The organism is Paracoccus sp. (in: a-proteobacteria) (genome assembly GCF_030538755.1).
Classification (GTDB): Bacteria; Pseudomonadota; Alphaproteobacteria; order Rhodobacterales; family Rhodobacteraceae; genus Paracoccus.
Genome location: NZ_JAUNTJ010000031.1, coordinates 1 through 19,348, shown reverse-complemented (window position 1 = coordinate 19,348; position 19,348 = coordinate 1). Strand labels below are relative to the sequence as shown.

At 63.4% G+C, this 19,348-nt stretch carries 16 protein-coding genes and 1 pseudogene; 13 read left to right on the top strand and 4 right to left on the bottom strand.

Annotated elements, in window-relative coordinates:
• The 12 genes and pseudogenes from Q4G14_RS14120 to Q4G14_RS14065 all read left to right on the top strand — a co-directional run.
• Positions 1–581: pseudogene (locus tag Q4G14_RS14120) on the top strand (malate dehydrogenase); the annotation flags it as partial.
• 99 nt (positions 582–680) lie between these two features.
• Positions 681–1,988, top strand: a complete 1,308-nt coding sequence (locus tag Q4G14_RS14115; RefSeq protein ID WP_303362403.1) for a hypothetical protein — start codon at positions 681–683, stop codon at positions 1,986–1,988.
• A gap of 163 nt (positions 1,989–2,151) precedes the next feature.
• Positions 2,152–3,345 carry an ADP-forming succinate--CoA ligase subunit beta gene (sucC, locus tag Q4G14_RS14110; RefSeq protein WP_303362402.1) on the top strand — a complete coding sequence of 398 codons (1,194 nt, stop codon included), beginning with the start codon at positions 2,152–2,154 and terminating at the stop codon, positions 3,343–3,345.
• Between the two features lie 5 nt (positions 3,346–3,350).
• On the top strand, positions 3,351–3,839 hold the full coding sequence (locus tag Q4G14_RS14105) for a hypothetical protein (protein ID WP_303362401.1): 489 nt from the start codon (positions 3,351–3,353) through the stop codon (positions 3,837–3,839).
• 8 nt (positions 3,840–3,847) lie between these two features.
• The gene (gene sucD, locus Q4G14_RS14100) at positions 3,848–4,732 is read left to right on the top strand and encodes a succinate--CoA ligase subunit alpha (protein WP_303362400.1); all 885 of its coding nucleotides are present in this window, start codon (positions 3,848–3,850) and stop codon (positions 4,730–4,732) included.
• Positions 4,733–5,228: 496 nt separating this feature from the next.
• Complete coding sequence (locus Q4G14_RS14095) at positions 5,229–5,675, top strand: hypothetical protein (RefSeq protein WP_303362399.1); 447 nt, start codon at positions 5,229–5,231, stop codon at positions 5,673–5,675.
• 42 nt (positions 5,676–5,717) lie between these two features.
• Positions 5,718–8,684: a 2-oxoglutarate dehydrogenase E1 component gene (locus Q4G14_RS14090; RefSeq protein WP_303362398.1), complete on the top strand. Its 2,967-nt coding sequence runs from the start codon at positions 5,718–5,720 to the stop codon at positions 8,682–8,684.
• A 126-nt stretch (positions 8,685–8,810) separates the two neighbouring features.
• On the top strand, positions 8,811–10,070 hold the full coding sequence (gene odhB, locus Q4G14_RS14085; RefSeq protein ID WP_303362397.1) for a 2-oxoglutarate dehydrogenase complex dihydrolipoyllysine-residue succinyltransferase: 1,260 nt from the start codon (positions 8,811–8,813) through the stop codon (positions 10,068–10,070).
• A 168-nt stretch (positions 10,071–10,238) separates the two neighbouring features.
• Entirely contained in the window at positions 10,239–10,496 is a 258-nt protein-coding gene (locus tag Q4G14_RS14080) for a hypothetical protein (protein WP_303362396.1), read from the top strand.
• Complete coding sequence (locus Q4G14_RS14075) at positions 10,493–10,894, top strand: MAPEG family protein (RefSeq protein ID WP_303362395.1); 402 nt, start codon at positions 10,493–10,495, stop codon at positions 10,892–10,894. The genes Q4G14_RS14080 and Q4G14_RS14075 overlap by 4 nt, the downstream gene beginning before the upstream one ends.
• A gap of 64 nt (positions 10,895–10,958) precedes the next feature.
• Positions 10,959–12,347, top strand: a complete 1,389-nt coding sequence (lpdA, locus tag Q4G14_RS14070; protein ID WP_303362394.1) for a dihydrolipoyl dehydrogenase — start codon at positions 10,959–10,961, stop codon at positions 12,345–12,347.
• Between the two features lie 123 nt (positions 12,348–12,470).
• A complete protein-coding gene (locus Q4G14_RS14065) occupies positions 12,471–12,950 on the top strand; it encodes a lytic transglycosylase domain-containing protein (RefSeq protein ID WP_303362393.1) in 480 nt (159 codons plus the stop codon).
• A gap of 17 nt (positions 12,951–12,967) precedes the next feature.
• On the opposite strand, the gene Q4G14_RS14060 is transcribed toward Q4G14_RS14065, so the two are convergent.
• From Q4G14_RS14060 to Q4G14_RS14050, 3 genes are all read right to left on the bottom strand, one after another.
• The gene (locus tag Q4G14_RS14060) at positions 12,968–13,426 is read right to left on the bottom strand and encodes a DUF302 domain-containing protein (RefSeq protein ID WP_303362392.1); all 459 of its coding nucleotides are present in this window, start codon (positions 13,424–13,426) and stop codon (positions 12,968–12,970) included.
• A gap of 71 nt (positions 13,427–13,497) precedes the next feature.
• Positions 13,498–15,525: an ASKHA domain-containing protein gene (locus tag Q4G14_RS14055; protein WP_303362391.1), complete on the bottom strand. Its 2,028-nt coding sequence runs from the start codon at positions 15,523–15,525 to the stop codon at positions 13,498–13,500.
• 238 nt (positions 15,526–15,763) lie between these two features.
• Complete coding sequence (locus tag Q4G14_RS14050) at positions 15,764–16,690, bottom strand: class I fructose-bisphosphate aldolase (RefSeq protein ID WP_303362390.1); 927 nt, start codon at positions 16,688–16,690, stop codon at positions 15,764–15,766.
• A 379-nt stretch (positions 16,691–17,069) separates the two neighbouring features.
• Here Q4G14_RS14050 and Q4G14_RS14045 point away from each other — a divergent pair, with 379 nt between their 5' ends.
• Positions 17,070–18,077, top strand: coding sequence for a hypothetical protein (locus tag Q4G14_RS14045; protein ID WP_303362389.1), 1,008 nt, complete (start codon positions 17,070–17,072; stop codon positions 18,075–18,077).
• Positions 18,078–18,134: 57 nt separating this feature from the next.
• Here Q4G14_RS14045 and pgk read toward each other — a convergent pair whose 3' ends face one another.
• Positions 18,135–19,337 (bottom strand): phosphoglycerate kinase, encoded by a 1,203-nt coding sequence (pgk, locus tag Q4G14_RS14040; RefSeq protein WP_303362404.1) that lies wholly within the window; start codon positions 19,335–19,337, stop codon positions 18,135–18,137.
• Between the last annotated feature and the right edge of the window lie 11 nt (positions 19,338–19,348).

The following is a 19,348-nucleotide window of genomic DNA, read 5'->3' as shown; positions in this document are numbered from 1 at the left end:
GGGCGCTGCAACAGTTCAGCGGCCTGCCCGCGAACAAGGTCGTCGGCATGGCCGGCGTGCTGGATTCGGCACGCTTCCGCCACTTCCTGTCGCTGGAATTCGGCGTCTCGATGAAAGACGTCACCGCCTTCGTTCTGGGCGGCCACGGCGATACCATGGTGCCGCTGGCCCGCTATTCCACCGTCGCCGGTATTCCGCTGCCGGATCTGGTGAAAATGGGCTGGACCACGCAGGACAAGCTGGACACCATCGTTCAGCGCACCCGTGACGGCGGCGCCGAAATCGTCGGCCTGCTGAAAACCGGCAGCGCCTTCTATGCCCCGGCGACCAGCGCGATCGAGATGGCCGAAAGCTATCTGAAAGACCAAAAGCGCGTCCTGCCCTGCGCCGCCTTCGTCGATGGCGCCTATGGGCTGAACGGCCTTTACGTCGGCGTGCCGACCGTGATCGGTGCGGGCGGCATCGAAAAGGTCATCGACATCGAACTGAACAGCGACGAACAGGCGATGTTCGACAAGTCGGTCGATGCCGTCAAAGGTCTGGTCGAGGCGTGCAAAGGCATCGACGGCACGCTGGCGTAACCGCACCGGCATTGCAGAACGAACCCCCGGCCCTTGCAGGCCGGGGGTTTTCTTTTGCGGCAACCGGGATCAGGATCACGAAAATCGAATGAGGATCGCATGAAACGCTTTCGCCAAGCCCCGCTTGTTCTTGCCCTGACACTCGCGACCGCATGGCCCGTTCACGCGCAACAGGATCACTCTGCCGCCGCAGACGTCATGCAGCAACCGGACAATCCCGAACCGCCCCCCTCGGATAGCACGGCCCCGCTGCCCGCCGATGACGGCCCCGCGCCCGATCTGGCCCTGTCGCGCGAAATCGGTGAACGGGGCCTCGCCTCGGTTCAGGCACGGCTGGCGGATCTGGCCGATCCCGCACCCCAGGACCGCTTTGCACTGGCCGGGCTGCGCTTTCTGGGCGCGATCGAGACCGCGCTTCAGGCGCGTTGGCAGGTGGGTCTGTCAGAGGAGGTGGGCAACCTGCCGGTGCTGCGCCTGCCCATCCCCGCCAATCCCGCCCCCGACCCGCTGCGGCCCGAATTGCTGGCCGAAGTGCTGGCGGACCTGACCGAAACCATGGCGCAGGCCCGTGCGCCTCTGGCCGGGCTGGAGGATGAATTCGGGCTGGACATCGACCTTGCCGATATCTGGTTCGACGTGAACGCCGATGGCACCCGTGAAGATGGCGAGGGGCTGATCGACATTGCGGGCGATTTGCTGGGCATCGGTCCCGCCGCGCCATGGGCCGAGCCGCAGCCCGTTCCGGTGATCCGGTTCGACACCGCCGATGCGGCATGGCTGTCGGCCTATACGCATCTGATGTCCGGCACGGCGCAGGTGGTCCTTGCCTATGACCCGACCGGCCCGATCCGCGACGCGATGGAAACCCGTGCCGCGTTTGCCGAACTCACCAATTTCGAGACCATGCCATTGGGCGGCTTTGTCGAGGATTCCTGGCTGGATGCCGTTGCCATCGTCATCAACACGCTGAAACAGCAGCCCGACACCGCCCATGCCAGTGCCGCCCATGCCGATTTTCTGGCGATGATCGCGGAAAACCGGCGTTTCTGGGCCTTGGTCGCTCAAGAGACCGACAATACGCGCGAATGGATTCCCAATGCGCAGCAAAGCAGCGCCACGGGCATCGCCCTGCCGCCAGAAACCGGCGCGGCATGGCAAGAGGTTCTGGCCGAGGTCGAGCTTGTGCTGAACGGCGAGGCGCTGATTCCCTATTGGCGCGGCGATGCCGGCGTCAATGTGCGGCAAGTGTTTCTGGACCCGCGCCCCGTCGATCTGATCGGCTGGATTCAGGGGGCTTCGGCGCTGCCCTATCTGGAACAGGGCGAGATGGCCAGTTCCGGGGCGATCTCTTATTTCGATATGCTGATGGAGGGTAACGGGATGCTGATGGCGGTCTGGCTCAACTAATCCGGGCCTGCCGCAAGCCGCTGTGATCACAGCCTGCATGGCTGTGATCACAAGCTGGTTGAATCCAGCAGATTTTCGCTATTTCCGCGTTTTTCGTTTCTTTTGCCTGTGCGCTTGTGCCACAAGGCCGGGCAAACCGAACCAGTCATAAAGGGGGTTTGCGATGAACATCCACGAATATCAGGCCAAGGCGCTGCTGCGTCAGTATGGGGCGCCCGTTTCGGACGGCCGCATCGTGATGAAGGCGGACGAGGCGAAATCGGCGGCGGGCGAACTGGACGGCCCGCTGTGGGTCGTCAAAGCCCAGATCCACGCCGGTGGCCGCGGCAAAGGCAGCTTCAAAGAGGCAGAGGCCGGTGAAAAGGGCGGCGTCCGTCTGGCCAAATCCGTGACCGAGGCCGAGGAACTGACCAAGCAGATGCTGGGCCGCACCCTCGTCACCCACCAGACCGGCCCGGTCGGCAAGCAGGTCAACCGCATCTATATCGAAGACGGCAGCGACATCGAACGCGAGCTGTATCTGGCCCTGCTGGTTGATCGTGGCACCTCGCGCGTGTCCTTCGTCGCGTCGACCGAAGGCGGCATGGACATCGAGGAAGTCGCCGCCCACACCCCCGAAAAGATCGTCAGCTTCAGCGTCGATCCGGCGTCTGGCCTGTCGGATTTCCACGGTCGCCGCGTGGCCTTTGCCTTGGGTCTGACCGGCGCACAGGTGAAACAATGCGTGGCGCTGGTGAAAAACCTGTATCGTATGTTCATCGAAAAAGACATGGAGATGCTGGAAATCAACCCGCTGATCGTCATGAAAGACGGCAACCTGAAATGTCTGGACGCGAAAATGGGCTTTGATAACAACGCCCTCTATCGCCAGCCCGACATCATGGCCCTGCGCGACGAAACCGAGGAAGACCCCAAGGAACTGGCGGCGTCGAAATTCGATCTGAACTACATCGCGCTGGACGGTGAAATCGGCTGCATGGTGAACGGCGCCGGTCTGGCGATGGCCACCATGGACATCATCAAGCTGTATGGCGCGGAACCGGCCAACTTTCTTGACGTCGGCGGCGGCGCGACCAAGGAAAAAGTGACCGAGGCGTTCAAGATCATCACCTCGGACCCGAACGTCAAAGGCATTCTGGTCAACATCTTTGGCGGCATCATGCGCTGCGACATCATCGCCGAAGGCATCGTCGCCGCGGTGAAAGAGGTCGGGCTGGAGGTTCCGCTGGTCGTCCGTCTGGAAGGCACCAACGTCGATCTGGGCAAGAAGATCATCAACGAAAGCGGCCTGAACGTGATCGCCGCCGATGATCTGAAAGACGGCGCCGAAAAGATCGTCAAAGCGGTCAAGGGGTGATGGGGATGAAGGTCTCTTCGGCGTTTGTGGCCCTCACCTTCGGCATGATGGTCGCCGGCTGCGAAACGACCGCGGAACCTACCCCGTCAGGCAGTGATCTCAGCCGCAACCTCCTTGCCGGCGAGTTGGCCGTGCAGACCTTTGGTGTCTGTATGTCAACGGCAGCAAACGGGTTTGCAGGTGCTGAAGCCGCGTTCGCCCAGTTGGGCATGACGCGGACAGCCACAGGGGTCTGGGTCAGCGGCCCAATGGGCGCGTCTGTCAGAGCCAGCGGCGGCAAACGCGGCTGCCTGGTTTCGACCAAGGGTCCGACGCAGGCGCAATTGTCGTCAATGATTGAGCGCCGCCTGACCGAAACCTTTGGCAGCAACTGGCGCAAGGCCACCGATGCCAAGGGAAACAGTTATCGCATCCCGCGTATGAACAACCTGACCGTTATTCTGCCAGCTCCCTCGCCTGACGGGCAAGTTTCGCTGCTGGCACTCCAAGAGTAGGACTGAACATGGCCATTCTCGTTAACAAAGATACCAAAGTCATCTGCCAGGGGATCACCGGGTCTCAGGGCACCTTCCACACCGAACAGGCGATTGCCTATGGCACGCAGATGGTCGGCGGCGTGACCCCCGGCAAGGGCAGCACCACGCATCTTGACCTGCCGGTCTTCAACTCGGTCCACGAGGCTGTGGCGAAAACCGGCGCGAATGCGACCGCGATCTATGTGCCGCCGCCCTTCGCCGCTGACTCGATCCTTGAGGCGATCGACGCGGAAATCGAACTGATCGTCGCGATCACCGAGGGCATCCCGGTTCTGGACATGATGCGGGTGAAACGCGCGCTGCAAGGGTCGAAATCGACCCTGATCGGCCCGAACTGCCCCGGCATCCTGACGCCGGGCGAATGCAAGATCGGCATCATGCCCGGTTCGATCTTCTCGCGCGGCAGCGTCGGTGTGGTGTCGCGTTCCGGCACCCTGACCTATGAGGCGGTGAAGCAGACCTCGGACGTGGGTCTGGGTCAGTCCACAGCCGTCGGCATCGGCGGCGACCCGATCAAGGGCATGGAACATATCGACGTGCTGCGCATGTTCCTGGACGATGATGAAACCACCTCGATCATCATGATCGGCGAAATCGGCGGCTCCGCCGAAGAAGAAGCCGCCGAGTTCCTGGCCGAGCAGAAACGCAAAGGCAAATGGAAGCCGACCGCCGGTTTCATCGCCGGGCGCACCGCACCTCCGGGCCGCCGCATGGGCCACGCCGGTGCCATCGTTTCGGGCGGCAAGGGCGACGCGGAATCCAAGATCGAGGCGATGAAATCCGCCGGGATCGTGGTCGCCGACAGCCCCGCCGGTCTGGGCGAAGCCGTGCTGAAAGCCATCGGCAAGTAACGAAATCTCAACGCCCCCGGTGTAAGCCGGGGGCGTGGTCTCAAAAGGATGTTCTTTATGCGGTCCTTGGTGCAAACGGTTGTATGCGTTTGCCTTTCTCTGGTCGCAGTCTGCGGCGGCACGGTCATGGCGTCACCCGCTGACGCCGCTGCCCTTCGCCCTGACCCGACCAGCGGGCTGGTTGTGCCGGATATGGCGCTGCCCAGGGATGTGCTGCGGAACGCTGTTCAGATGCCGGATGATTGTCAGATCACCCGGCCTGTTGCTGCCGCAGAAAAGCAGGGCGCAAGCAGGCAACGACAGATGGGGGTGCGCCGCTTATGACCGCCCGTCCATGTTTCGGGTGCCGGAAATGAGCCTGCCCCTCGCCACTGCGCCGCGCCGCCGCTGCCTTATGCAGCAGTCCGTTTCTGTTGATTTGAATGCTGCACGTTCCGGGCATATCTTGCAGGGGCGTGGCTGTGATAAAGCAAACCCAAAGCGAGGAAGAACCACCATGCGCCGCATTGCTGCCTTGATCCTGTTCACCGGCCTGGCCGGGTGTGTTCAGACCGTCGCGCCGCCGCCGGTTGCCACCCCGGCCCCCACACCTGTGGTCGCCGCACCGCGCCCGGTGGTTTCGGTGCCTGCCAATCCCGCGCCCACGACCCCTGTGGTGGCGGTGCCCGCGCCCGATCCGGCGCGCCCCGCCGCTGTGGCGGTTGGCCCGCGCGATGCCCGCACCGGCCTGCCGCAATCGTCGCTGGTGTCGGTGGCGGGCGATGCGTCCAGTCGTTTTACCGTTCTGTTCCGCCCCAATCAGGCCGATGCTGCCAGCATCAGCGCCGCCCCCGCGCGGCTGTGCGGCGCCTCGGGCGTGGCGAATACCCGCACTCAGGCCCCCCGCGCAGGCAGCGCGATGCCGGGGGTTCAGATTCTTGTTGTCGAATGCGGTGCCGTCTAAGGCACCATGTTACCCGCCGGTCCAAGGGAGGCCGATCACGTCATGACCGAACAACCCAAAAACGCCGATTTCCACGATTCTTCGTTCCTGCAAGGCCAGAACGCCGCCTGGGTCGAGGATCTGTATGCCCGCTGGTCGCGCGACCCGGCCGCCGTGGACGAGGCATGGAACCGCTATTTCGCCGCATGGGGCGAGGATGAGGCCGGCGCAGCAGAACAGGCCGCTGACGGGCCAAGCTGGAAACGCGCCGACTGGCCGCCCCTGCCCGGCGATGACATGACCGCAGCCCTGACCGGCGAATGGCCCATGGCCAAGCCGTCCGAAGCCAAGGCCGCGATGGAAAAGATCGCCGCCAAGGCCGCTGAAAAGGGCGTCACGCTGACTTCGGAACAGATGCGGCAGGCGGTGCTGGACAGCATTCGCGCGCTGATGCTGATCCGCGCCTATCGGATCCGGGGCCACCTGCACGCTGATCTCGACCCGCTTGGGATGCGTGAGGTGCCCAGCCATGGCGAGCTGAACCCCGGCACCTATGGTTTCAGCGCGGGCGATCTGGACCGGCCGATCTTTATCGACAACGTGCTGGGGCTTGAGGTCGCCTCGATCCGCGAAATCACCGCCCTGATGGAACGCACCTATTGCGGCACCTTCGCGCTGCAATTCATGCACATCTCCGACCCCGATCAGGCATCCTGGCTGAAGGAACGGATCGAAGGCTATGGCAAGGAAATCCAGTTCACCCGCGAAGGCCGCCGCGCCATCCTGAACAAGCTGGTCGAGGCCGAGGGCTTTGAAAAGTTCCTGCATGTCAAATACATGGGCACCAAACGCTTTGGCCTTGACGGCGGCGAGGCGCTGATCCCCGCGATGGAACAGATCATCAAGCGCGGCGGCGCGCTTGGGGTCAAGGAAATCGTGGTCGGGATGCCCCACCGTGGCCGCCTGTCGGTTCTGGCCAATGTGATGGGCAAACCTTACCGCGCCATTTTCCACGAATTTCAGGGCGGCAGCTTCAAGCCCGAGGATGTGGATGGTTCGGGCGACGTGAAATATCACCTCGGCGCATCCAGCGACCGCGAATTTGACGGCAATTCGGTTCACCTGTCGCTGACCGCCAACCCCTCGCACCTCGAAGCGGTGAACCCGGTCGTTCTGGGCAAGGTCCGCGCCAAGCAGGACCAGCTTTCCGACCAGAAGGAACGCACCGCCGTTCTGCCTATCCTGCTGCATGGCGACGCCGCCTTTGCCGGTCAGGGCGTTGTCGCGGAATGTTTCCAGCTTTCGGGGATCAAGGGTCATCGCACCGGCGGCACCATCCATATCGTGGTAAACAACCAGATCGGCTTTACCACCGCGCCGCATTTCAGCCGCACCTCGCCCTATCCGACCGACCTTGCGCTGATGGTCGAAGCGCCGATCTTCCATGTGAACGGCGACGATCCCGAAGCGGTGGTCCACGCCGCCAAGGTGGCGACCGAATTCCGGCAGAAATTCCACAAGGATGTGGTTCTGGACATCTTCTGTTATCGCCGCTTTGGCCATAACGAAGGCGATGAGCCGATGTTCACCAACCCTGCGATGTATACCCGCATCAAGGGTCACAAGACCACGCTGCAACTTTATACCGACCGGCTGGTTGCCGACGGCCTGATCCCCGAGGGCGAGATCGAGGATATGAAAGCCGCGTTTCAGGCACACCTGAACGAGGAATTCGAAATCGGCCGCAACTTCAAGCCGAACAAGGCCGACTGGCTGGACGGTAAATGGGCCGGTCTGGCGCGCGAGGGGGCGGAATATGTCGCCGGTGAAACCGGCATTTCCGCCGAAACCATGGCCAGCATCGGCCGTGCCCTGACCACGCCGCCCAGCGACATCGCCCTGCACAAGACCGTCGGCCGCCTGCTGGACGCCAAAAAGGCCATGTTCGAATCCGGGCAGGGCTTTGACTGGGCAACTGGCGAGGCTTTGGCATTCGGCAGCCTGCTGACCGAAGGCAACGGCGTCCGCCTGTCGGGGCAGGATTGCGCGCGCGGCACCTTCAGCCAGCGGCATTCGGCCTTTGTCGATCAAAAGACCGAGGAACGCTATTATCCGCTGAACAACATCGCCGAGGGTCAGGCGCAATACGAAGTCATCGACTCGATGCTGTCGGAATATGCGGTGCTGGGTTTCGAATATGGCTATTCGCTGGCCGAACCCAACACGCTGACCCTGTGGGAAGCGCAGTTCGGCGATTTTGCCAACGGCGCGCAGATCATGTTCGACCAGTTCATTTCCTCGGGCGAAAAGAAATGGTTGCGCATGTCGGGTCTGGTCATGCTGCTGCCGCACGGGTTCGAAGGTCAGGGGCCGGAACATTCCTCGGGCCGTCTGGAACGCTTTTTGCAAGCCTGCGCCGAAGATAACTGGATCGTGGCCAACTGCTCGACCCCGGCGAACTATTTCCACATCCTGCGCCGGCAGATCCATCGCAGCTTCCGCAAACCGCTGGTGCTGATGACGCCGAAATCGCTGCTGCGCCACCCGATGGCCGTCAGCAAGGCGGACGAATTCCTGACCGGCAGCACCTTCCACCGGGTGCTGTGGGATCACGCGCAACTGGGTCAATCGGAAACCCGGCTGGTGCCCGACGATCAGATCCGCCGCGTGGTGATCTGCTCGGGCAAGGTTTACTATGATCTGCTCAAGGCGCGGGACGAAGCCGGGATCACCGACGTGTATCTGATGCGTCTGGAACAGTTCTATCCCTTCCCGGCGCAAACCATGTCGCGCGAACTGGCGCGGTTTGCGCAGGCCGAAGTGGTCTGGTGCCAGGAAGAACCCAAGAATCAGGGCGGGTGGAGCTTTGTTGAACCCAATCTGGAATGGGTTCTGGAACGCATCGGCGCGAAACATTCGCGCGCCCGCTATGTTGGCCGCGCCGCTGCGGCCTCGGTCGCGACGGGGCTGGCCAGCCGCCACAAAGCCGAACAGGATGCACTGGTATCCGAGGCACTGGCCGCCGACTGACACAACCGCCGCCTGCCCCGCCCGTAACCGGGCTTGGGGCAGCGGCCAGATGCGGGGCGATCTGCCCTGCCCGAACCCAACCACCGCTGTTGCGGGACAAGATTGCCTGAGGAGGGCACAACGAAAATGAGCGGCAAATCCGTGGATGTAATGGTGCCCACCCTGGGCGAGTCGGTGACCGAAGCCACGGTCGCCACCTGGTTCAAAAAGGTCGGCGATACCGTCGCCGTCGATGAAATGCTGTGCGAGTTGGAAACCGACAAGGTATCGGTCGAGGTGCCGTCGCCGGTTGCTGGCGTGCTGGCCGAAATCATCGCGAATGAAGGCGATACGGTCGATGCCAAGGCGCGTCTGGCCATCGTGACCGAAGGCGCCGCCGGTGCCGCGCCAGCCAAACAGCCCTCGCTGACCGAAAGCGAACGCGCCGAAAGCGCCGCCGCCGCCAAAACCCGCGCCGAGGCGAAATCGGCGGCGGTGAACTCGCCCGGCGCAGGCCCCGAGCAGGTTCAGGCCCGCAGCGACGTCGAAGATGCGCCTTCTGCGAAAAAGGCAATGGCCGAACAGGGCATCAGCCGCGATGCCGTGCAGGGTTCGGGCCGCGACGGTCGCGCGATGAAGGAAGACGTGGCCCGCGCCGCCTCGGCCCCCGCAGCCGCACCGCGCGCACCTGCCGCCCAGCAGGATACCGCGCGCGAAGAACGCGTCCGCATGACCCGCCTGCGCCAGACCATCGCGCGCCGCCTGAAAGATGCGCAGAACACCGCCGCCATGCTGACCACCTATAACGAGGTGGACATGTCCGGCATCATGGGGCTGCGCAATGAATACAAGGATGCCTTTGAAAAGAAACACAAAGTCAAGCTTGGCTTTATGTCTTTCTTCGTCAAGGCCTGCTGCCATGCCCTGAAAGAAGTGCCCGAGGTGAATGCCGAAATCGACGGCACCGACGTGGTTTACAAGAACTACGTTAACATGGGTGTCGCCGTCGGCACGCCCTCGGGTCTGGTGGTGCCGGTGGTGCGGGATGCCGACCAGAAATCCTTCGCCGCGATCGAAAAGGAAATCGGCGAACTGGGTGCCAAGGGCCGCGACGGCAAGCTGACAATGGACGAGATGCAGGGCGGCACCTTTACCATCTCGAACGGCGGGGTTTACGGCTCGCTCATGTCGTCGCCGATCCTGAACCCGCCGCAGTCGGGTATTCTGGGGATGCACAAGATTCAGGACCGGCCCGTGGTGGTCGGTGGCCAGATCGTGATCCGCCCGATGATGTATCTGGCGCTGTCCTATGACCACCGCATCGTCGATGGCAAAGGCGCCGTGACCTTCCTCGTCCGCGTGAAAGAGGCGCTGGAAGATCCGCGCCGCCTGCTGATGGATCTGTGACAACAGGCCGGGCGCGGCAATCAGCGCGCCCGGCCCTCTTTCGCAAGGCCGCCCGCACCATCACAGCCCCGGCCACCCAGCTCACGGCGACCAGTCCGGGCAAAGAAAGCTGATGCAGGCCCCTCTCGCTCTGGGCACCGAAGAACATATCAGAGAAAGGTCGTGAACATGACACAACTCATCGCACACTACACAATCTCGGACTATGCAACCTTCAAATCCGCCTTCGACGCAGATGCCGAAGATCGCGGTGCCGCCAGCCTGAACCTGCTGCAATTGTGGCGTGAAAGCGACAGTTCGGCCTGGGCGCTCTACACCGTCGCCGACACCAAACGCGCGCGTGAATATCTGGACGGCGCGGCGGGCGTCTTCAACAGCCAGGCAGGCGTCACCGGCACCGCCTTCCACTTCGTGGAAACGGCATGACACCGGAACTGACCATCTTGGCATGGGCAGCTTTACTGCAAGCCGCTCAGATCGGCCTTGCCGGATGGTCAATGAACCGTGACACCGGCGTCGATTGGAATGCCAGCCCACGCGACAGCCAGCCACAACTGTCCCCGCTGACCGGACGCCTGCGCCGCGCAGTCACCAACCACTTCGAAGGACTGGCTTTTTTCACCATCGCCGTGATCGTCGTCACGCTCGGCAATGCCGCCAGCACCTTCACCGCCGTTTGCGCATGGACCTATCTGGCCGCGCGTATCCTCTATGTTCCGGCCTATGCCCTGGGCTGGTCGCCTTGGCGATCTGTCATCTGGTGCATCGGCTTTCTGGCCACCATGGCGATGATCGTCACCGCCCTGCTGGCATCTTTGGTCTGAAAATATCCCGCGGGGGTCCGGGGGCGCGAAGCCCCCGGCTTGCGGTCAAGCAAAGGAAACAAGAATGTATGATCTGATCGTCATCGGCGCTGGCCCCGGCGGCTATGTCTGCGCCATCCGGGCCGCCCAGTTGGGCCTGAAAACCGCCGTTGTCGAAGGGCGCGAAACCTTGGGCGGCACCTGCCTGAACGTTGGCTGCATCCCGTCCAAGGCCCTGCTTCATGCCAGCCATATGCTGCATGAAACCCATGAAAACTTTGAAAAAATGGGGCTGATGGGCGCGGCCCCGACGGTCGATTGGGCCAAGATGCAATCTTACAAGGCCGATACGGTTGGCACCAACACCAAAGGCATCGAATTCCTGTTCAAAAAGAACAAGATCGACTGGATCAAAGGCTGGGCCACGATCGAGGCCCCCGGCAAGGTCAAGGTCGGCGATACCGTGCACGAAGCCAAAAACATCGTCATCGCCACCGGCTCGGCCCCTGCGGCGCTGAAAGGGGTCGAGGTCGATAACGATGCAGGCGTGATTGTCGATTCCACCGGCGCACTGACCCTGCCGACCATTCCGAAATCCATGGTGGTGATCGGCGCGGGCGTCATCGGGCTGGAACTTGGCTCGGTCTATTCCCGCCTTGGTGCCGAGGTGACGGTGGTCGAATATCTGGACGCCATCACCCCCGGCATGGATGCCGAGGTGCAAAAGCAGTTCCAGAAAATTCTGACCAAACAGGGGCTTAAGTTCATCCTTGGTGCCGCCGTCCAGTCGGCCAAGGTCACCGATGGTCAGGCCACCGTCACCTATGCCCCAAAGGCCGGTGGCGATGCGCAATCGCTGACGGCCGATGTCGTGCTGGTTGCCACCGGCCGCCGCCCCTATCTTGACGGGCTTGGCCTGGATGCCGCCGGTGTGGCGCTGACGGATCGGGGTTTTGTGGCCGTTAACGATCATTGGGCAACCAATGTTCCCGGTATTTACGCCATCGGCGACGCGGTGCCCGGCCCGATGCTGGCCCACAAGGCCGAGGATGAAGGCATGGCCGTCGCCGAAGTCATCGCCGGCAAGCATGGTCATGTGAATTACAACGTCATCCCCGGCGTCATCTATACCACCCCCGAGGTGGCCAATGTCGGCCTGACCGAAGAGGCCGCCAAGGCCACCGGGCGCAAGATCAAGGTGGGCAAATTCCCCTTCCTTGGCAATGCGCGCGCCAAGGCGATGTTCCAGGGCGACGGTTTCGTCAAGATGATCGTGGATGCCGACACCGACCGCATTCTGGGTTGCCATATCATCGGCCCCAACGCAGGCGAGATGATCCACGAAATCTGTGTCGCGATGGAATTCGGCGCCGCCGCGCAAGACATCGCGCTGACCTGCCACGCCCACCCCACCTGTTCCGAGGCCGTGCGCGAAGCCGCTTTGGCCTGCGGTGACGGGGCGATCCACGTCTGAAACAGGCGGAAATCCGCCAAGGGCCGGGGCGCGCACAGCCGCGCTCTGGCTTTTGATTATGGCACCCCGCGCCGCCGAACTATAATCGCCGCAGAATTAATAACCATAACCCCCGAGGCAGTGATGTTTACCCCAATTCGCCTGCTGGTCACGACCAGCCTGATCTCGCTGGCCGCCTGCGGTGGCGGCAATGACCGCATGTATCTGGCCGATCCCGGCATCAGCCAGGCCGCGCTGCACCCCAATGAAACGCCGGAACTGCGCCGCCTGATTAACCAATATGCCCGCGAATATGATGTGCCCGTGTCGCTGGTGCATCGGGTCATTATCCGCGAATCGAGCCATCGCCCCGGCGTGCGCAACGGCCCCTATTACGGGCTGATGCAGATTCTGCCGCAAACGGCCCGCACCATGGGCTATCGAGGCGCGCCCGATGGGTTGCTGGATGCCGAAACCAACCTGAAATACGCCGTCAAATACCTGCGCGGCGCGTGGCTGGTGTCGAACGGCGACCACGACAAGGCCGTCATGTGGTATGCGCGCGGCTATTATTACGAAGCCAAGCGTCTGGGTTTGTTGCAGGAAACCGGCCTGCGCGGCTGACCCGACCGGGCGGGGCGTTACTGCCCCGCCGCGACCGCGCTCAGCCGGTCAAGTGCCTCGGCCAAGGGCGTGATGGCCGCGTCATCGTCGCTCAGCCCGTCCAGATCGCCCAAGCGATCCGCGATGCTTTCATGCGCAACCCAGACCTGCCCGCTGGCATCCTGGTAAACCAGAATCGACAGCGGCAGGATCAGGCCCGCCAGCCGGTCCTTTTCCATGACCGGCGTTCCGGCCCTGGGATTGCCGAACACCACCAGTTGCGATTCACCAATATCGGCACCCACATCCCGCGCGCCCTGCCCGTGATCTACGGTTGCGAAAATGGTCGCGCCTGCGTTTTCGATGGCCGCAGTCAGCCGCCCGACCGTCGTGGCAACATCCGCGTCGGATTGGCGTTGCAGAATGTCATCATCACTGGCCATGACCGGCAAAGCGGCGCTCAGGCTCAAAACAGCGGCGGCAAGGATGCGTTTCATCGGCGATCTCCGTTTGACATGCGGCCAGACAAGCCGCCTTTGTTAATGTCTGCGGTATCATCCGGTTCCCGTCAACGCCGCCCGCGCCTGCGCCCGCCGCCCTCGCCACCGGCGTTGAAGGCCACCTGCGGCAGCACCACCTGCACCGCCAGTTCCGGGAACGGGTCGGTCGCGTGCGGAATGGCATTGGCCGCAACGAAATGTTCCTGAAACCGCGGCGCGATGGCCGTTTCGATCCGGGTGATCTGCTGCACTTCGCGCTCGATCTCGGCGCGGGCGGCGCGGGAACACAGCGCGATCCGCGCGCCCGTTCCGGCGGCATTGCCCGCGCTGGTCACACGATCCGGCGCACAATCGGGGATCATCCCCAGCACCAGCGCATGCAAGGGCGAGATATGCGCCCCGAACGCGCCGGCCAGCACGACACGATCCAGAGTTTCAATCCCGAATTCATCCATCAGCAACCGCGCCCCGGCGTAAAGAGCTGATTTCGCAAGCTGAATCGCGCGAATATCGCCCTGCGTCACCATGATGACCGGCCCGCCCGAGGCACTGCCATCATGCAGCATATAAGCATGTGTGCGCCCCTGAGGAACGGCGCGCGGCGTGCCCGTCTGTTCGGCGCTGCCGATCAACCCGCCGGGATCGACCAGCCCGGCGATGCGCATTTCCGCCACCGCCTCGATGATGCCCGACCCGCAGATGCCGGTGATCCCCGTCGCCTGCGCGGCCTCGGCAAAGCCCGGCTCATCCGACCATTGCTCGACGCCGATGATGCGGAAACGCGGCTCTTTCGTGACCGGATCAATGCGCACCCGCTCGATCGCGCCGGGGGCGGCCCGCTGGCCCGAGGAAATCTGCGCGCCCTCGAACGCCGGACCAGTGGGCGAGGAACAGGCCAGCACCCGCCGCCTGTCGCCCAGAATGATCTCGGCATTGGTGCCGACATCGACGATCAGCACCGGCTGATCCGACTTTTGCGGCTGTTCCGACAGCACCACGGCGGCGGCATCGGCCCCGACATGACCGGCGATGATCGGCAGAATATAGGCCCGCGCCGCGCCTGCGATGCCCAGCCCGATTTCGCCCGCGCGCAGCGTGATCGCATCCGAGGTCGCGGGCGCGAAGGGGGCCTGCCCCAGTTCCACCGGGTCGATCCCCAGCAGCAGGTGGTGCATCACCGGATTGCAGACCAGCACCGCCTCGACGATCCGCGCCGGATCGACGCCGCCTTCGGTCGCCAAAGCACCGGCCAAAGCCCCCAGCCCCTCGCGCACGGCGGCGGTCATTTCCTCGGCACCGCCCGGATTCATCATCGCATAGCTGACCCGGCTCATCAGATCCTCGCCAAAGCGGATCTGCGGGTTCATCAACCCGCTGGAGGCCAGAACGCGCCCGTCATCCAGCGCCACCAGATGCCCGGCAATGGTGGTCGACCCCAGATCAATCGCCAGCCCATACAGCGGCCCATCCAGCAGACCGGGCAGCAGATCGACCAGCACCGGCACGGCACGGCCATCATCCCAGACCACCGCCGTCACCTGCCAGTCACCCTTGCGCAGCACCTGCTGCAAGCGCGCCAGAACCGGCAGATCGGCACGCAAGCCCCTGATCCCCCACTGTCCTTGCAGCGCGGCGGCCAGCCGTTGAAAATCGCCGGTCGGATCGTCCAGATCGGGGGCCACGACCTCGACAAAGAACGGGCGCACGGCAGGGTCCATGACCATCACCCGCTCGGCTGCGGATTTGCGAATCACCTGCCGGTGCAGCTGGCTTTCGGGCGGCACGTCGATCACCACATCGCCCATGATCCGTGCCTGACAGCCCAGGCGCCGCCCGGCGTTCAGTCCGCGCACCCGGTCATAGCGTTCCTCGACCGCATTCACCGGCGACAACGCATCCGGCCCGACGGTCACACCATGTTTCGGAAACGCCCCTTCGCCCGGCGCGACCTGACATTTCGAACAGATGCCGCGCCCGCCACAAACCGAATCCAGATCGACCCCAAGACGCCGCGCTGCCTCCAGCACCGGGGTGCCGGCAGGCACCCGCCCCCGCTTGCCCGAAGGGGTAAAGATCACCAGCGGATCATCAGACATGCGCGCCTCCTGTTCAGCCCTGCCGGGTTATCGCGCCACCCCGTGCCCCGCAATGCCAAGACGCGCCGCTTTCCGATAGAAAACGACGCGCCTCATCTTTGATCTGCAAATATCCTACGGGGTGAGGCTGGTCGGGAAAAGGCCCACTGAACCTTTTCCCCAACGAACAGCCCGCTCATCTTTGGTCTATAAATATCCCAGGGGGTCCGGGGGTGTGAAACCCCCGGAGTCCGCCGCATCACTTGCCTTTATAGATATCCACCAGCTTTTGCAGCATATCCAGCGCATCCTCGCGCGAGCGTTGGAAGCTGTTGCGCCCGATGATCGAGCCATTACCGCCGCCGTCACGGATGGCGATCGCGTCGTCATAGACGGCATCGGCCCCCTTGGCCGCCCCGCCCGAGAACACGACGATCCGGCGCCCGGCAAAGCTGGCGTCCATGCAGTGGCGCACACGCTCGGCCTGGGTGGCGATGGCGATCTGCTTGTCTTCATAGACCTTTTTGGCCTCGGCCAGTTCCAGATGGTCGGTGGACAGCTTGATCTTGATGATATGCGCACCCAGCAGCGCCGCGATATGGGCGGCATAGGCGGCGATGTCGATGGCGGTTTCGCCGTCCTTCGACACGGCCTCGCCGCGCGGATAGGACCAGATCACGGTGGCCACGCCCTTGGCCGCAGCCTCTTGCCGCATCTGCGAGATTTCCTCGAACATGTCCAGCGCCATGTCCGAACCCGGATAGATGGTAAAGCCGATGGCAGAACAGCCAAGGCGCAGCGCATCATCGACCGTGGCGGTGATGGCCTGATTCTTGCCAGCGGTGCCCGACATCAGGCTGTTGGCGCTGTTCACCTTGAGGATGGTCGGGATCTGACCGGCAAAGGTATCGGCCCCCGCCTCAAGCGAGCCAAGCGGCGCGGCATAGGCGTTCAGCCCGGCGTCGATGGCCAGTTGATAGTGGTAATGCGGGTCATAACCGGCCGGGTTGGGCGCAAAAGACCGCGCCGGGCCGTGTTCAAAGCCCTGATCGACGGGCAGGATAATCATCTTGCCGGTGCCGGCCAGTTGGCCCGTCATCAACATGCGCGCAAGCTGGCCTTTGACGCCGGGGGTTTCACCCTCGTAATTGGCCAGGATTTTGCGGACGGTATCAGTCATCTTCATGGCAAACGCTCCATTACTGCTGGGTCGTGTCCTATCACTCCGTGGCGCAAGGGCAACGCTGTTTGCGCCAACGGCGCGGGGCCAAAGGGCCGGAGCAATAGATAAAATCCTAATAACAAAGGAAATGCCAGAGCGTTTGGCTGTGCTATTGTAACTGCGGGGAAGTGTCGCAGATCAGGTCTCGGCCTTCGCTGATGTGCAGAAACCGCACAACACCGCCGGATGGCACGCCATCCGTCACGCCTGATCGCCAGCCAGACGGCAGCGGTCAAACGCCTGTCCAAGAAATGGCCGGGACGGACATCAGAAATCAGGATCAGCGCATCAAAGCCCGGCCCGCGGTCAGAATGCCCGGCCCAAACGGATGCGAGGAGGGAAAATGTCGATTACCATCACGACCAGTCTGGCGACAGTGACGACCGGCACAGTCAAGCCTGTCACGGCCGCCGAGCCCGTTGTCGCCGCCACCACGTCCACCGGCGACAACAGCACGGGTTCCGGCGCGGCGACCACCGACAAGGCCAGCACAACCACGGCCACCACCAGCACGGCAGCGAAAAACCCGACCGGTATCGGCACCGACGACTGGGTGCGCAACAGCTTTGACCGCGAACAATATGTGGACTGGCTGCGCAATGGTCAGTCCTACAAACAGGCCGCGCAAGAGGCGGCGGCTTCCGCCAGTAAGGCCGCAGCTTCCACCGACAAGGCGGATACGAAATCCACCCAGCCATCCATCGGCAGCGATGAATGGGTGCGCAACAGCTTTAATCGCGAACAATATCTCGAATGGCTGCGCGCTGGTCGGCCAACCACTCAGGCAGCGGCGACCACCAGTTCGGAAACATCGTCCGATGCAGAGGCTGACGAAACTGCCGCCAAGGAACAGGCGCAGGCGGTGTCCAATGGTATCGGCAGCGATGAATGGGTTCGCAACAGTTTTGACCGCGAACAATATATCGAATGGCTGTTCAATAAGGGCACACCGGCCAATAACACCGCCACGCCCGAGGCAGCGTCGGATAAACCCACGGCCGACACAGCCGCCACCGATCAGCCCGAGGCGGCGGCAGCCGACAGCGTCGAACCCGCCGCAGTTGACGACAGCGCCGATCCGGTCGTCGCCGCCGATCAGCCCGCAGCAGAGGCAGCCGTTCCGGTTGATGAACCTGCCGTCGCCGCGCCTCTGGTCGCGCCGCCACCCGCCGCAGCCGTGGATGACAGTGCAGAAGCGGACCCCGTTGCAACCGAACCATCGGTCGAGGAAGCATCTGAACCCACACCGCCACAACAGGAAGCCGATCCGACCCCGGCACAGCCTGCCCCCACGCCCCCCCGTAGCGGCGGCGGTCTGCTGGGCGGCCTTGGTCGGTGGCTTTTTGGCTAAGATCAAAAAGGGCGGCTGTTTTCAGCCGCCCTTTCACCATGTGAAGTCGGGGTCCGGTCAGACGGTCGATGCCTCCAGCGCGGCGACGCCGGGCAGTTCCTTGCCCTCCATCCATTCCAGAAACGCACCGCCTGCGGTGGAAATAAAGGTAAAGTCGCCCGCGACCCCGGCCTTGTTCAGCGCCGCCACCGTGTCGCCGCCACCGGCGACTGAAATCAGCCGGTCTTCGCGCGTCAGCACGGCGGCGGCCTGTGCGGCGGCGTTGGTTGCGGCGTCAAAGGGGGCAATCTCGAACGCGCCAAGCGGGCCGTTCCAGATCAGCGTCTTGCAGCGGGCGAAAACATCCTTGATCGCGGCCACGGTATCCGGCCCGGCGTCAAGGATCATCGCATCGGCGGGGCACTGATCCACGGGCAGGGTTTCGCTGGCAGCACCCGCCTTGAATTCGCGCGCGACCACCACATCCACCGGCAGATGGATGGTGCAGCCACCCGCCGCCGCCTTGTCCAGAATGGCGCGGGCGGTGTCGGCCATGTCGCGTTCCGCCAGCGATTTGCCGACCTCGACGCCCTTGGCCACCAGAAAGGTGTTGGCCATACCGCCGCCGATCACCAGATGATCGACCTTTTCGATCAGATTGCCCAGCAGGTCCAGCTTGGTCGAAACCTTGGCGCCGCCGACCACGGCGACCACCGGGCGTTCGGGGGTGCCAAGCGCGGCGTCCAGTGCGTTCAGCTCGGCCTCCATCAGGCGACCGGCACCGGCGGGCAGCAGCCGGGCCAGCCCCTCGGTCGAGGCATGGGCGCGATGTGCCGCCGAAAAGGCATCGTTGACGTAAACCGACCCAAGCGCCGCCAGCGAGGCGGCAAAGGTCGGATCGTTCGCTTCCTCGCCCTCGTGGAAACGGGTGTTTTCCAGCAGCGCGACATCGCCCTGTTTCAGCGCCGCAACCGCCCGTTTTGCTGCACCGCCGATGCAGTCGTCGGCAAAGGTGACGGGCTGGCCAAGCGCGGTTTCCAGCGCGGGCACGATCTGTTTCAGGCTCATGCTGTCAACGCGCTTGCCCTTGGGGCGGTCGAAATGCGCCAGCAGCACCGGGATGCCGCCACGGGCCTGAATATCCCTGACGGTCGGCACGATCTTGTCGATCCGCGTGGTGTCCGTGACCTGCCCGTCTGCCACCGGAACATTGATATCCACGCGGGTCAGAACCACCTTGTCGTCCATATCCAGATCGTCGATCGTGTTGAATTTTGCCATGGCTGTCATCC